This is a genomic window from Blastopirellula sp. SH421 (genome assembly GCF_057808535.1).
Genome location: NZ_CM173712.1, coordinates 4,485,245 through 4,498,601, shown reverse-complemented (window position 1 = coordinate 4,498,601; position 13,357 = coordinate 4,485,245). Strand labels below are relative to the sequence as shown.

The window sequence follows — 13,357 nt, the reverse complement described above, 5'->3', positions numbered from 1 at the left end:
GCTTCGTCTTGGCGCGATGCTCTTTTCACGAAGACTCGATAAGAGCATCGCGCCTGCGAGATTCCGGATCGCCCACCTACAGGCGGCAGTTGGCGATCTGCGTTTCCAGGATCGCAGAAGCGCCAATCGCTTCTAGCTGCTCCATCGCGGATATCACCTCTTTGCGGTGAACCATCACGCGGACGGCGCACCAGCCGGGGGCTTCCAGTGCGTTGACCGTCGGAGAGTTGAAGCCGGGCGTGATCTGTTCGGCTTCGGCCAGTTTTTCACGAGGGATGTTGTATTCGAGCAGCGAGTAGCTGCGTGCGATCACAACCCCTTCCAAGCGACGGACCACGCGATTGGCCATCTCCAACTGGCGCGGCTCTTTGTTTTGAATCAGGATCGTTTCGTAACGACCGATCTCGTCAAAGATGCGCAGTCGGTTGGCGGCTAGCGTGCTGCCGGTTTCGACCAGGTCGACAATCGCGTCGGCGACGCCGAGCGAGATCATCACTTCGACACTGCCTGACAATGTAACCATGTGGGCTTTGGCGCCATGCTGGGCCAGATAGGTTTCGGTCACATGCGGAAAGCTGGTTGCGATCCTGGCGCCGTTTAAGTCGGCGGCCGATTGGATCTTGCTGTCAATCGGCACGCAAACCGCCAAGCGACAACCGCCAACGCCGAGCGCTAGTCGTTCGACAACATCAACTCCGGCTTCGGCGACCAGATCGCTGCCGGTGATCCCCATGTCGATCGCGCCTTCAGCGCACAACACGGGAATGTCGTCAGTGCGCAAAAAGGTGATCTCTACCGGTGCGTCTTTGACCAGCGCAAACAAGCTGCGATCTTGGCGACGGAAGCTGAGACCCGCGTCTTTCAACAGTTCAGTGGCCAGTTCGGCCAGACGTCCCTTACTGGGAACGCCGATGCGAAGATTTTCCATAAAGCGAATCTATCGGGGGTGGGCGGTCGGCCGCGGTTATTGGTCGGCTGTTCGCGACGCTTTTTCATCAATGCCCGAGACGCCAAATCGTCGGGCCAATTCTTGTTCGACTTCGGTCAGCGAAATATTTTGGTGGCTCAGCAACACAAACAGGTGGTAAATCAAATCGCCGGCTTCGTAGATTAGGTGAGCCCTGCCTGCGTCGCCGGGTTCGCTGGCCGCTTCGACCGTTTCGGCCGCTTCTTCCATGATCTTGCCGCCGATTTTGTCGACTCCACCGGCAAATAGCTTGGTGGTGTACGATTTTTCGGGCGGATTGGCCTTACGGTCCTCGATCACCGCCATCAATTGAGCGAGAATGTGGGATTCGTTGGGCACTGCGAGGCTTCACTACTAGCGAGGGGAATGGGCGGCAAAGGCTCCTATTCTAGCTGGGAAGGGGCAATTGCGAAATTGCTCGCCTTGCCGCGATGGCTGGGAACCACTGAATCTTCTTGAAATTTACCCCGTTACCCCCGCTGATGAACGTTTCCGAAGAGGTCGATTTTCTCGATTGTTGGTATTTAACCGGTCCTACGGCCGGCGGTAAATCGGCGATCGGGCTGCATTTAGCGCGGCGAATCGACGCCGAAATCATCTCGCTTGACTCGATGGCACTCTTTCGCGGCATGGATATCGGCACCGCAAAGCCGACACCTGACGAACAGGCCCAAGTCCCGCATCACCTGATCGACGTGCTTGAACCGAGCCAAGACTCAAGCGTCGCCAACTATCTGGATCTGGCTGCCGAAGCCGTGCGTGACATTCGCATTCGCGGCAAACAGGTGCTGTTTGTCGGCGGTACCCCGCTCTATTTAAAAGGTTTGCTCCGCGGGCTTACCTCGGGCCCGGCCCCGGATCTCGAATTTCGTCGGACGGTGGAAGCAGAAGTTGCTGTGGTCGGCGCCGAGGCGCTGCATCTTCGCTTAAAGCAAGTCGATCCCCTTTCAGCCGCGCGAATCAACGCCAAAGACATTCGGCGAATGATCCGAGCTTTAGAGGTTTATAAAGTCACCGGCCTGCCGATCAGTCATCTGCAGAACGACTTTGACGAAGGCCGCGACGCCGCCGATTGCCGCGTCTTCGCCCTCGATTGGCCACGAGCTGAATTACACGAGCGAATCAACCGCCGCGTCGATCAAATGTTCAGCGCCGGTCTGGTCGCCGAAGTCGAACAACTGCTCGCGCTCGACGCGCCGCTCAGCAGCACCGCCTTACAAGCCGTCGGTTATCGCGAAGTGATCGATCATCTGGAAGGCAAATGCACTCTGAACGCGGCGATCGAAAAAGTAAAAGTCCGCACCCGGCAATTCGCCAAACGCCAGTGCACTTGGTTCCGCAGTCTAGCGGAATGCCGAATGGTAACGCTGACCGGCGAGTTGGACCCGCCGCGAATCGCGGCTGAAATCGCCGGCGGATAAGAAAAGCGGAAAGCGGACCGGACTGCATCGTTTTTTTTGCGTGGCAAGATTCTTCCTATTCCGAACGCGCGAGCGAAGGAAATGTGCTGGCATCTAAATGAAGAAGCACGAAAACTGTACATCCTCGCTGGGGATTTTTTCCGAGTTCGAAATTCGTCTCCCCGAGCCGACTGCACAGCGCCGCGTTTTCAATTGTTCCATCCAATGCATCCCCTTCATAATCGCGTATCCTCAGCGTCCAGCCGATTTGCCGTCAATCCACCTCAAAACCCATTCGCGCAGCAAACGTGCCCGGCAACCCTTCTGAAGTTGCCATCCTTAAACAAACGCTCTGCCCAAGTGAAACCCAACGGGGAACTTGGTGGAATGGAAAGTATGGATATATGGTAAGACAATCCTTAGACTTTGTCAGGTCTGACTGGGCAGCTTGGGCTGGTTAGGTGTCTGCTTAAGGTTCTTCGAGGATTTGTGACACGTAGTCCCAATCCAAGCGATATTCGCGAACGAATTCAGTCGGCTTGCAGGCGTACTTATTAATCAAGCGGACCGTCAGTTCGCGTCCCTGCACGTAAGATTGCAAATGAGGGTGGTCGCTCAGGAATCGCGGAAAGACGCGGATCGCCTCGGAGACGACCAGATTCAGCCGGGCATCCGACTGGTCGGTTGACGGTGACGAGGCATACAGCCGCGACGCATCTTTCAAATCGAGGTAGAACATGATCCCCTCGGTGATGATTTTTCCACCGCGCTCAAAAGGTGGTCCAGTCATCGGCCCGATCAACCAGCGGCGAAGTTTCGACCACCAGGTCTCGTAATCATCGGCGACTGGAGACTGGTAAGGATTTGGCGTTTCAACCACAGGCGCTAAGATGTCCCCAAGCTCTGCACGTCCAGAGAAGAACTTTGTTCAGTTACCGCAGGCGTTGTGCCTGTGATTTTGGTCCCCAACAGTTCGCCACGTAATACCTCGTAAGCGAAACGAACGCGATTCTAAGGTTGTCCAGCGGCCCATGCAAAACATTTTTTGCGTCCGCTTTCGTCGATCTAGCGGCAGTTCACAAGTTGCCCGGCTGGATCCCCAGACGAACCGATCCGCTGAGGTATTCAACGCCACCTTCCATCGACAAGCTGTCTGAACTGCAAAGCTCTGACAGGTGGAACTACTTCTGCTCTGGCTGAAATAACCGCGGCAGCATATCGCTTAAATAGTCCTGGTAAACGGCCCACCCGTTTTGCTTGTCGGTCTCATAGAGATCGACAGGGAACCCATATTTGGAGAGCAGTAAGCCGGTTTCAGTGACGTTTGCTTTTAGCTCTGAATTCTTTTGGCAACCGAGTAAGATCAAGCGAATGCCAGACTTCGCCGAGGTGTCAGTTAACGCGCTCTGGAAATGTTCCTCCCAGGGGGATCCCTCTTCATAGGAGATATCGCGGATCCCACCGCCAAGTAGCGCGACATAAGCGAAGTCGTTTAAATCTTGAAGCGCGATGTCCAGGGATTTGTCGCCTGCAATCGCGCGGTTGGCCTGACCGGGGAGAACGCGGTAGTTCTTTTCGACAAAGGGACGGACCTCGTCGTTCAGGAGATTCGCTTCGGTATAGACCGAATCGGGCGGCCGCGACACGACGACAATCATCGGCTGCGTTTGGCCGGCGGCGATCTGGTTATCGAGGATCATGTTGAGCCGACCGATTTCTAGCAAGCTCTTCCCATCGCCCAACAGATACAGGACCGGATAATCGGCGTCCCCTTTCTCGTAGCCCGGCGGCAGGTAGATGTATAAGTGATCGAATCTTTCCTGGAGGGGAATGTAGCGCGTCATAATATCCGCGACCATTCCATGGGGAACGTCACGCAGCTCTAGCAATGTATCGCCGGGGAGCACCAAGGTATTCCAACCTTTTGTGGAGTAGTCCTCCTCGTCGAGATCAAGGCCGGACATCGCGGAACAGGAGAACCGATAGTGATAAACGCCGGGAGGGATGGGGCCGATCGTTTTTTCCCAATGGCCGTTTTCCACGGATTCCATTTTTGTTCCGAGCCCCAAGTTGAAACTTTTGGAATAAAGATCAGGGCTCATCAGACGCACTGCGTATTCGGTCGGGATATAGGCGTGAAACGTCACCATGCGATCGCCGTTGGCGTCTGGTTCACCGATTTCCGGTGGTCGCGATCTTAGGGGGCTTCCGCCAAACTGGGCCGTAGCGTCGCGGACGCCAAGTGAGAACGAAGTGAGTGCGAGCAAGCACAGCAGAAGTCGTTTCATCGTTCAGCTCTGCAGGAAGGCAGGTTGTGATGGAGTAACGCTGTGGTTGATGGTACCCGATGGCGCAGCAAAAGGCCCGCGTTTTGTGGGGGGAAACGCGGGCTTTGAAGTGGTTGATAGTGCTTGGCAGGCACGGCCTGCTTTACTGGGCGGCGGGCGCTATGGGGGCCGGATCGAGCAGGCGTTTGAGTTCGCTGGTTAGCTTGTCGCCGCGAGCATTGAGATTGACGACGTTGCCATTGGGGTCGACCAAGATCGCTTGCGGGATGCCATCAATGCCCAGGTAGGCGACCAACGGGTGTTTCCAGCCGCGTTCGGATTCTTCGACGGGGAACATCGTCTTCCAGGGGAGTTTCATCTCGGCGATGTAGTTTTCAGCGTTTTCTTTGGAATCATCCAGCGAGATCCCCAAGACTTCAAAACCGGCGTCTTTGTACTTCTCGTACATTTCTAGCACGTGCGGCATCTCGGCGCGGCAGGGGCCACACCAAGTGGCGAAGAAGTCGACCAGCACCACCTTGCCGCGATAGGCGGACCAATCCAGTTCGGCGCCGTCCAGCATGGTTCCGCTCAATTCCAGCGGCTTGCCGATGATGGTCAAACGGCGATGGAGACCTTCGACTTTGGGGAGCGATTTTTGGATCTCTGGATCTTCGGAGGCGGAGTTCAATTCGATTGCTTTGGCCAGTATCGCGATCCCTTGGGGACGATTGCTGCCGACAACGTAGGGACCAACCACTTTTGCCGCAATGAGACCAGGAAGCCCCGGCTGGCTCATGTCAATTTTTTGTTGAGTGTCAGCGAGTAATTTATCAACATCCAGCTTACCGCCGGCCCGCGGGGCTTTCACATTCGCGTCAATCATCATGTAGAGGGCGATCTGCACGGTATCGGCGACGCCGCTATTGATCCCTTCAACCAGGGCCGCGTCAAACGCCGCTGTGTCTGCTGCTGTCTTGGTTGCGCCGGCGATTTCTTTGAGCGAAACAATCTTGAAAGTGCTGGCTTTGGAGAGTTGTACGCCGGTCGCGTTAAGATCTTTGAGCTTTTGGCAGGTGACTGCCATCTCACGCATCAGCTTGACGAACTCTGCTTTGTAGTCGTCGCCGGTACCTTTGATACTGCCAAGTTCATTACGCAGCGTGTCAATGTGGGCTGACAACAGCGTCAAATCTGAAGACGCCGCCGGATCAAAGTCGAGCGCGGCTGACGGCTCAACCACCGGCGGCGCATCGGCGGCAAAAAGGGAAGAAGTCGAAATGCCAAAGGGGATCGGGATCGCGAGCAAGCTGACGGCAAAGAGGGAGACGCGTACGCGATCTGTCAGCCGAACCGGAAATAGAGACATAGAAACCTCAAAGTCACTAGGAAAACAAAACGAAGCGCAAGGTTGCATGAGGAAGTGCTGCGACGTTTGTTTCTGGGCACGCTAACCGGGGATTTTCGCGCCAAGTGAAAAGCCCATTCTAGCAAGGCTGCGGAGGTTTCACGGGCTGATAAATCTCCAAAGTGCCGAGAATACGGCAATTTCTGCGCGATTTTTGAGCGTTAATTTTGCTACAGGGGTGCAAGGCTGTAGTTGTAGAAATAAGCGAAAGAAAAAGACAGCAGTGGCGATTAAAGGGGAGCAAGTCGCGGAAGTCGCAAGAAACAAAAAAAGACGCCGCAGGCGGCGTCTTTTCTGAGGTGCGGTTAACTCGGCTGGCTTAGTTGGCCGCTTTCAGTTCGCGGAAGCCGGCGAGGATGTCGCGGTACTTGGTGCGGAAGTCAACGACCATCCAGCCCATGTAAATGTTGAAGCCAAGCGACAGGAACGCGACGATCACCAGCATCCAGTAAGGACGTTCGACCGGTGCGGCGACGATCGTCACTTTTTCTTCGTCAACTTCGCGATCACGAGCAGGGCGATCGCTGGGGGACGACGTTGGTGGGGGCGTCGGCGTGGTGGTCGGGGGAGGCGTTTGCTGAGCCGGCGGTGCTGCGTAAGGGGGCAGCGCTGCGACATAAGGGGAATAAGGAGCAGCGTAACCGGGCTGCGCTGGATAGTACGGATTGGCCTGGGGAGCGTAAGGAGGCGTCGTCACATAGCCGGGTTGTCCATACGGAAACGGCTGCTGCGGATACGGTTGTTGCTGCGGCGGATAGTTGGGGGCTGGCTGTTGCTGGTTCGAAGGCGGAACGATGTTTCCGTTGTTCGGGGTTCCGTTGCCGTTATTTGAGTTGCCGTTGTAGTTTTGCGAGTTCTGGTTTTGCGCCGGGCTGTTAATCGGCGTTAGGCCATTGTTGTACGAGCCGTTGTTGTTGGTCCCGTTATTATTGTTGCCGTTGTTATTGAGATTGCTGTTGGGGATGGCCGAATAGCCTTGGCCGTTGTTGTAATTGCCGGTTTGGCCAGAGTTGTTGCCGCTGTTGGGCGTCGCGTAAGTTTCGCTGAAACGTTGAAAATTGGGATCGTTGGCGCTATTGCCGTTCTGCTGCGACGTCTGCCCATTACTCGTATTGCTGCCGTTGTTGTTTAGCGGCGGCGGAGAGTAAGCGGGATACTGGGTGCTGGGGTTGTTGATGGGGCTGCTGGAGTAACCACCGCTGTTTTGATAGGTAGTTGAAGAACTACTGCTGGAGGGGAGCGGAGTGGTGTTAAACCGACTTGGCGAAGTAGGAGCCACCGGCGTGGTGGTGCTGCCGGGGATTGAAAAGTTGCTGGTGCTGCCGCCGAGCGATGGATTGGCGTCAGCAGCATTGGCCGTGCGCACCGGATTGAGCGGCGTACCGCCGGTTGCGGCTGAATTGGGATAAGTCGGAGCGCCGGTGGCGCTGAGTCCGTTGGAATACCGGGGGCGCGGCGTGTCGGCCAGTGCGTTCAGTGGAGGAGTCGCCGTGGATGCGGTGCTGCTAGTCGGCGCGGGGCTTAGCTCTTGCGCTTCGACCTTGCGCAGTGTGGCGCTCTCTTCGACCGGCGCTTCGTAGGCGGCTTTGGCAACTTCGGGCAATTCACGCGGGAGTTCTTCTTCTCCCATTTGTACGCGAAAACAGCGAATCACCCCGCCGGGGACATCCGGTGGCACAATGCTGTCGATCGGAGTTCCATCGCGCAACATTTTCGCGATCACTTCCGGTTCGATCTGGATGATGTATTGGACGCTCTGCGGGTCATCCTGCGCAGGGCGCCAACCGGTATCGACTCCGACAGCGGCGGTTGCAACTAATAAAACGGCGGCGTACACGTTTCCATCTCCTCGTACGGCACAGGCGTAAAAATGCCGGCATCATCGTAACTAGAATGCCGGAAACAGGAAAGCGACATTTGACAGCAATCCCTGGCCGTTAGGAGGATTTCGCCAAGTTTGGGACAATGGCGTTCTCCGCTTCGCCCATTTTTACGAGCTCGCCTCGCAACATGTTCAGTAATACTTGCATAAATGCGACTAGCATCGGCCCAACCAAGATCCCAATCGGCCCCAGCGCCGAAACGCCCCCCAATACCGATAGCAACGCCAGCAACGGGTGAAGTTTCGACTGGCCGTGCAGCACAAACGGCTTGATGATGTTGTCAACCAGCGAAATAACCGCAATCCCGTAGATTGCCAAGCCTACGCCGGCGCCGATTCTTTCCTCGGCAATGATCAGCCAAACGCTGACCGGCACCCAGACGGAAGCAGCACCCAAGAAAGGGACCATCGCCAGCGTCATGGTCAAAAACATCAAGAGAAAGACAGATTCGAGCCCGCAAAACCAAAATCCAATGCCGGCCAATAGCCCTTGGGCAAGCGCCGATAAGAGAGTCGCAAGGACAACGGCTCGGCTGACGCGACTGAATTCTTCGATCAGTTGCCGCTCGTATTCGTCATCCAGGGGAGAGAGTCGCATCGCGGCGCTGATCAGTGCAGGCCCATCAAAAAAGAAGTAGTACAGACTCAAAATCAAGATTCCCAGCCCCAGAATCAACGCACCGACAAACGAAGCACCGGCGCCGGTGACCGGCAGGACGACCGTTTCGAGCCGATCGATGGCTAACGCTTGGAGTCGGGAAGCTTCGCGATCGCCGGGATTGGCGTACAGCCGAGCGGTCGCCAGCGGTTGGCCGCCGAGATATTCGACGATTTGCCGGCGGAACATCGTTTGGATATCTTCCATCCGAGACGAGAAGATCAGGTCGCCGGGGGTGAGTTGTTCTTTTTTGACCGCATCGATAATTTCGTCCAATTGGGCGTTTACCACATCGATCCCTTCGGACATTGCGCGCCATCTTTGGATGGCGTCGCCGGTGAGCAGCGACACCGGGGCGGCGTCAGCGAGTTGCGCGGCGATGGGTTCGATCTTGCCTGCTCTAGCGTCCGCTATGAGTTGTTCTCGATTCTCGAGATCCGATCCGCGAGCAGTTTCGATTTCTTGAATCGCGGTTTCGCCCAGATCTTGGCGATAGGCGTTCAGGTCGTTGCGAAGTTGCGAAATCAGCGAGATAGCGGCGTCGGCCGAGCGGCCGGTCGGCGGCGTTTCGATCAGGTTGTCCAGTTCTTCTCCCATCCGGTGATAAAGGGGGGCATTGGGGATGGTCAGCCCTAAGCGTTTACGCAGCCGATCAAGGCGCTCTTCGACCTTGGGCTGGTCGTCGCTGCGGACCAGGTCGATTGTTTCTTTGATCGCCATTGAAAAGATGCCGATCATCGGCGCGAGCACGATCAACAGGATGATCAGCGTGGTTGCGCCGGCCGCTAACGCGTTGCGTCCCTTGAATTTCTCGGTAATCCAGTCATGGAGCGGCCGAAAGATGACCACCAGAATGGCCGCCAAAAACATCGGCACCAGGAACATCGACATGACCTGGTAGGTGAAAAAGGCGGCGACTCCGACGATAGCCAAGAGGGCCCAGAACGAAAACATTTTCGGCAAAGACATACGAAGCAGTTCCGTCGTCTAAAGTAATAGGGAGGGGGAAGCCGCGATTCGGACGCATTCTAACAGACGGAATTTCGCTCGCGACGAGCTGCGCTTGTGGCAAAAACCGTTTCTGCACAGAATAAACGCCGATTGTTACCTAAGATTTACCTAATTTGAGTCTGCCGTTGCCTGAGACATCGCCGAATAGTTCGTGGAAAAGCTGGCTCACGCTTGCGGCGAAGATCGTGATCTTTCTGCTGGTGGTCGCCGGGGTTTGGTACAACGTCGCCAAAGCGGTTCAGGATATGCGCACCCACGGCGATACGGTCGGCGCAATCCAATGGCAGTGGATCGTTGCGGCGGGAGTAATTTATGCGTTGGCCTCACTGCCGATGGCGACTTATTGGTACTGCGTGCTGCGAGCGTTGGGACAGCGTCCAACTTTTGGCCGAGCCGTCCGCGCTTTCTTTATTGGGCATTTGGGCAAGTATGTCCCCGGCAAGGCGATGGTCGTTGTCCTGCGTACTAGTCTGGTCCAGGGAGAGCATGTCGAAAAGACGGTGGCGGCGATTTCTGTATTTATTGAAACGCTGACGATGATCGCTGTGGGCGCCGCCTATTCGGGCGTGATTCTGGCGGTTCTGTTTCGTGAGCAAGCACTGTTGATCACGGTCGCGGTGGTCTTGGGGTTGTGCGCCTTTGTGCCGACGTTGCCGCCGATTTTTCGCAAAGTGGTGGTGCTGTTGCGCGTGACCAAGCTCAATCCGCGCTTAGAAGAGCATTTGGAAGGGCTGAACGTTCGGCTGATGCTGATTGGCTGGGGCGCTTATTTTGTGGCGTGGACTTTGATGGGGCTTAGCTATTTGGCGGTGATGCAGGCCATCCCCGGCGCCGTCGCGACGTTGGCGAACCCCTGGGAAGCGCTGCCGCTGTTGATTGCCGCCGTCGGGTTGGCGATGATCGCCGGTTTTGTCTCACTGCTGCCAGGCGGCTTTGGCATTCGTGAGCTGATCCTGATGCAATTGACCGCTCCAGTCTTTGGCCGGCCCATTGCTGTGGTTGCGGCCGTGCTGCTGCGAGTCTCGTGGATGGTGGCGGAAATTGTAATCTCTATTATTCTATATATCTTGCCTTTTGCTGGGTCAGGACGCAAAGCAACCGCTGCTGCCGTCGATGATTCGGTACCCACCCCGCCTATCGCCCGCTGATTTGGGCCATCGCAGTTCGATCAGAAACGAGACTATTGTGCGTCTATCTGCCGTCATCCCCGTCTATAACGAAGCGGACAGTCTGCGTGAATTGCATCGCGAATTGACCGAGGTCGCCATCGCCCAAGGGTATCACCTAGAAATTATCTTTGTGGATGACGGCTCGAGCGACACTTCGTGGGATGTCGAACGCGAGTTGGCCGAAAGCGATCCCAACGTGAAAGCGATTCGGTTTCGCCGTAACTTTGGCAAAGCGGCGGCGCTGGATGCTGGTTTTCGGGCTGCCCGCGGCGACTTGGTGATGACGCTGGACGCCGACTTGCAAGATGATCCGCACGAGATTCCTCGCTTTTTGGAGCAGATCGCGAGCGGGTTGGACGTGGTCAGCGGTTACAAGCAAGTTCGACACGATCCCTGGCACAAAGTCTTGCCTTCGCGGATTTTCAATTGGATGGTCAGCACGCTGACCGGCGTCCATTTGCATGATCATAATTGCGGTATGAAGTGTTATCGCCGCGAGATCTTTGAAGAAGTCCGTTTATACGGCGAACTTCATCGCTTTGTGCCGGTGTTGGCCTCGGCGCGAGGTTGGAAAATTGGCGAGATCGTCATTCAACATCGGGCCCGGCAGCATGGACAATCGAAGTATGGATTTTTCCGGATCTTCAAAGGCTTTCTCGATCTGCTGACGGTCAAGTTTATTACCGGCTTTGGCCAACGTCCGCAGCATCTGCTGGGCGGAATTGGACTCGCTTTTTTCGCGTTTGGCGGACTAGGGATGACGGTCTTGGCGATCTGGTGGTGTCTGTCGCGAATTCCAGCGTTGGGACTGAACCCGCTCAATATTCATGAAACGGCGATGATCTTCTACGTGATCACGGCGCTGCTGTTGGGGACGCAATTTTTGATGGTTGGTTTGCTGGCGGAACTGATCACAGCGCAAAACACACGCGGACAATCACCGTACTCCATCTCGGAGACTGCCGGTTATCTGAAGCACTCTGAGTCGAGCTCGGACCAAAACGTATGACTGACGCGAACCGACAGTTACGCTTAGCGATTTATGCTTTGCTGATCGCCATGAGCGTTGGCACAATCATCGGCCGCATCGGCCAGATGCGCGCTGACCACGGCAAGCATCCCTTTATGAGCGCCAATGATCGCAGCCGCTGGACGACGATTCGGGCATTGGTCGATCACGGCACGTTCGCCATCGATGAGGTAATTGTCGATCGTCGCTGGGATTCGATCGACAAGGTCTATCACGAAGGCGCCGACGGCAAGCGACACTACTATTCCAGCAAGCCGCCGCTGATGGCGGTGATGATGGCCGGCCAGTACTGGGTCATCAAGAACGTGATGGGGCTGTCGCTCGGCAGTTACCCGTTCTATGTCGCGCGGATCATGCTGGTAATTACCAATGTTGGCTTGTTGCTGGTGATGTTCGCGTCGTTGGTTTCGATCGTCGAACGTTATGGCCGCAGCGATTGGGGCAAGATTTTTGTTGTCGCAGCGGCGGCGTTTGGGACTTTTCTGACTACCTTTGCCATTACGCTCAACAATCATCTGATCGCCGCGGTCGCGGCGATGTTGGCGATTGATTTTGCGCTACGGATTTGGATGGATGGGCGCCGCGAGAGTTGGCTCTTTTTTGGCGCTGGGTTGATGGCGGCTTTCTCGGCAGCAAATGACTTGCCGGCGTTTTCGCTCTTCGGTTTGTTGGGTTTGGCGCTGCTGATCAAATCGCCCAGCAAAACGTTGTTGGCCGGCGTGCCGGGCGCGTTGATCGTCGCGGCTGCTGCGTTTGGAACCACCTATTGGGCGCATGGAAGTTGGAAGCCGCCGTACGCACATCGCAGCGATGGACCGGCGATTACGCAATTGCCGGCCGCTGTCGCCGAGGACGCCGCCAACGAGTTAAACGAAGCCAAAATTCCGCCGGCGGTGCGTGAGGCGTTCGCCGCCCAAGGGATCACGCTCTCCGAAACGCCAGAGCTGCAAGTCCGCGAGCCTAGTGATCGTTGGGTGTTAGATGACGCCGAGGTCGATCGACGCTGGGCGCTGCAAAAAGTAGAGGACGGAATCGAAATCCGCTCGTGGGATCGTTGGTACGACTACGCCGACACCTACTGGCGCGACGGTGTAAAGAAGGGAGTCGACCTGGGGCAAGAGTCCCGCGTCACCTACGCATTCCACATGTTGCTCGGGCATCACGGCGTCTTCTCACTGACGCCGATCTGGATCTTATCGCTGATCGGCGGCGTGATGCTGCTGCGCGGCAATGATCGCCAATGGCGCGAAGCGGCGATCTTGGTCGCGACGCTGACGATTGTTTGCATCCTGTTCTATATCTTTCGCCCGTTGAAAGATCGCAACTACGGCGGAGTCTGCTCTGGCTTCCGTTGGCTCTTTTGGTTGATCCCGCTGTGGCTGGTGATGCTGCAGCCAGCGGCCGATTGGTGCGCCGAAAGGAAGTGGGCACGCTGGATCGCGACGATCTTGCTGGCAATCTCGGCGGCTTCGGCGGCCTACCCGGCGCTTAATCCGTGGGTTCATCCTTGGATCTATCGGTATCTGCAGTATCTAGGATGGATTTGAGCTTGGGCAAATGTAGCA

General features: G+C 56.3%; 11 protein-coding genes. 4 read left to right on the top strand and 7 right to left on the bottom strand.

Annotated features, from left to right (window positions below):
• Positions 1 to 76 precede the first annotated feature (76 nt).
• Positions 77 to 928, bottom strand: a complete 852-nt coding sequence (gene hisG, locus SH421x_RS18275; RefSeq protein ID WP_488851174.1) for an ATP phosphoribosyltransferase — start codon at positions 926 to 928, stop codon at positions 77 to 79.
• A gap of 36 nt (positions 929 to 964) precedes the next feature.
• Positions 965 to 1,306 (bottom strand): phosphoribosyl-ATP diphosphatase, encoded by a 342-nt coding sequence (locus SH421x_RS18270; RefSeq protein ID WP_488851172.1) that lies wholly within the window; start codon positions 1,304 to 1,306, stop codon positions 965 to 967.
• A 116-nt stretch (positions 1,307 to 1,422) separates the two neighbouring features.
• On the opposite strand from SH421x_RS18270, the gene miaA reads away from it, so the two are divergent.
• Positions 1,423 to 2,388, top strand: a complete 966-nt coding sequence (gene miaA / locus SH421x_RS18265; protein ID WP_488851170.1) for a tRNA (adenosine(37)-N6)-dimethylallyltransferase MiaA — start codon at positions 1,423 to 1,425, stop codon at positions 2,386 to 2,388.
• A gap of 448 nt (positions 2,389 to 2,836) precedes the next feature.
• Here miaA and SH421x_RS18260 read toward each other — a convergent pair whose 3' ends face one another.
• The 5 genes from SH421x_RS18260 to SH421x_RS18240 all read right to left on the bottom strand — a co-directional run bounded on the left by SH421x_RS18260 (position 2,837) and on the right by SH421x_RS18240 (position 9,551).
• Positions 2,837 to 3,247, bottom strand: coding sequence for a hypothetical protein (locus SH421x_RS18260; protein ID WP_488851168.1), 411 nt, complete (start codon positions 3,245 to 3,247; stop codon positions 2,837 to 2,839).
• 301 nt (positions 3,248 to 3,548) lie between these two features.
• Positions 3,549 to 4,655 (bottom strand): alpha/beta hydrolase-fold protein, encoded by a 1,107-nt coding sequence (locus tag SH421x_RS18255; protein ID WP_488851167.1) that lies wholly within the window; start codon positions 4,653 to 4,655, stop codon positions 3,549 to 3,551.
• A gap of 142 nt (positions 4,656 to 4,797) precedes the next feature.
• Complete coding sequence (locus SH421x_RS18250; RefSeq protein WP_488851165.1) at positions 4,798 to 6,003, bottom strand: TlpA family protein disulfide reductase; 1,206 nt, start codon at positions 6,001 to 6,003, stop codon at positions 4,798 to 4,800.
• 358 nt (positions 6,004 to 6,361) lie between these two features.
• Positions 6,362 to 7,879 carry a hypothetical protein gene (locus SH421x_RS18245; RefSeq protein ID WP_488851163.1) on the bottom strand — a complete coding sequence of 506 codons (1,518 nt, stop codon included), beginning with the start codon at positions 7,877 to 7,879 and terminating at the stop codon, positions 6,362 to 6,364.
• Positions 7,880 to 7,979: 100 nt separating this feature from the next.
• Complete coding sequence (locus SH421x_RS18240) at positions 7,980 to 9,551, bottom strand: AI-2E family transporter (RefSeq protein ID WP_488851161.1); 1,572 nt, start codon at positions 9,549 to 9,551, stop codon at positions 7,980 to 7,982.
• Between the two features lie 155 nt (positions 9,552 to 9,706).
• Here SH421x_RS18240 and SH421x_RS18235 point away from each other — a divergent pair, with 155 nt between their 5' ends.
• Genes SH421x_RS18235 through SH421x_RS18225 form a run of 3 tightly spaced genes read left to right on the top strand, consistent with a single transcriptional unit; the run spans position 9,707 to position 13,339 of the window.
• Complete coding sequence (locus SH421x_RS18235; RefSeq protein WP_488851159.1) at positions 9,707 to 10,741, top strand: lysylphosphatidylglycerol synthase transmembrane domain-containing protein; 1,035 nt, start codon at positions 9,707 to 9,709, stop codon at positions 10,739 to 10,741.
• A 37-nt stretch (positions 10,742 to 10,778) separates the two neighbouring features.
• The gene (locus SH421x_RS18230) at positions 10,779 to 11,771 is read left to right on the top strand and encodes a glycosyltransferase family 2 protein (RefSeq protein ID WP_488851157.1); all 993 of its coding nucleotides are present in this window, start codon (positions 10,779 to 10,781) and stop codon (positions 11,769 to 11,771) included.
• Positions 11,768 to 13,339: a hypothetical protein gene (locus SH421x_RS18225; protein ID WP_488851155.1), complete on the top strand. Its 1,572-nt coding sequence runs from the start codon at positions 11,768 to 11,770 to the stop codon at positions 13,337 to 13,339. The genes SH421x_RS18230 and SH421x_RS18225 overlap by 4 nt, the downstream gene beginning before the upstream one ends.
• Positions 13,340 to 13,357 lie beyond the last annotated feature (18 nt).

Excerpts from the sequence above, each read along its gene's own strand:
- SH421x_RS18255 (WP_488851167.1), bottom strand. The coding sequence starts at position 4,655 with ATGAAACGACTTCTGCTGTGCTTGCTCGCACTCACTTCGTTCTCACTT.
- SH421x_RS18240 (WP_488851161.1), bottom strand. The coding sequence starts at position 9,551 with ATGTCTTTGCCGAAAATGTTTTCGTTCTGGGCCCTCTTGGCTATCGTC.
- SH421x_RS18250 (WP_488851165.1), bottom strand. The coding sequence starts at position 6,003 with ATGTCTCTATTTCCGGTTCGGCTGACAGATCGCGTACGCGTCTCCCTC.
- hisG (WP_488851174.1), bottom strand. The coding sequence starts at position 928 with ATGGAAAATCTTCGCATCGGCGTTCCCAGTAAGGGACGTCTGGCCGAA.
- SH421x_RS18225 (WP_488851155.1), top strand. The coding sequence starts at position 11,768 with ATGACTGACGCGAACCGACAGTTACGCTTAGCGATTTATGCTTTGCTG.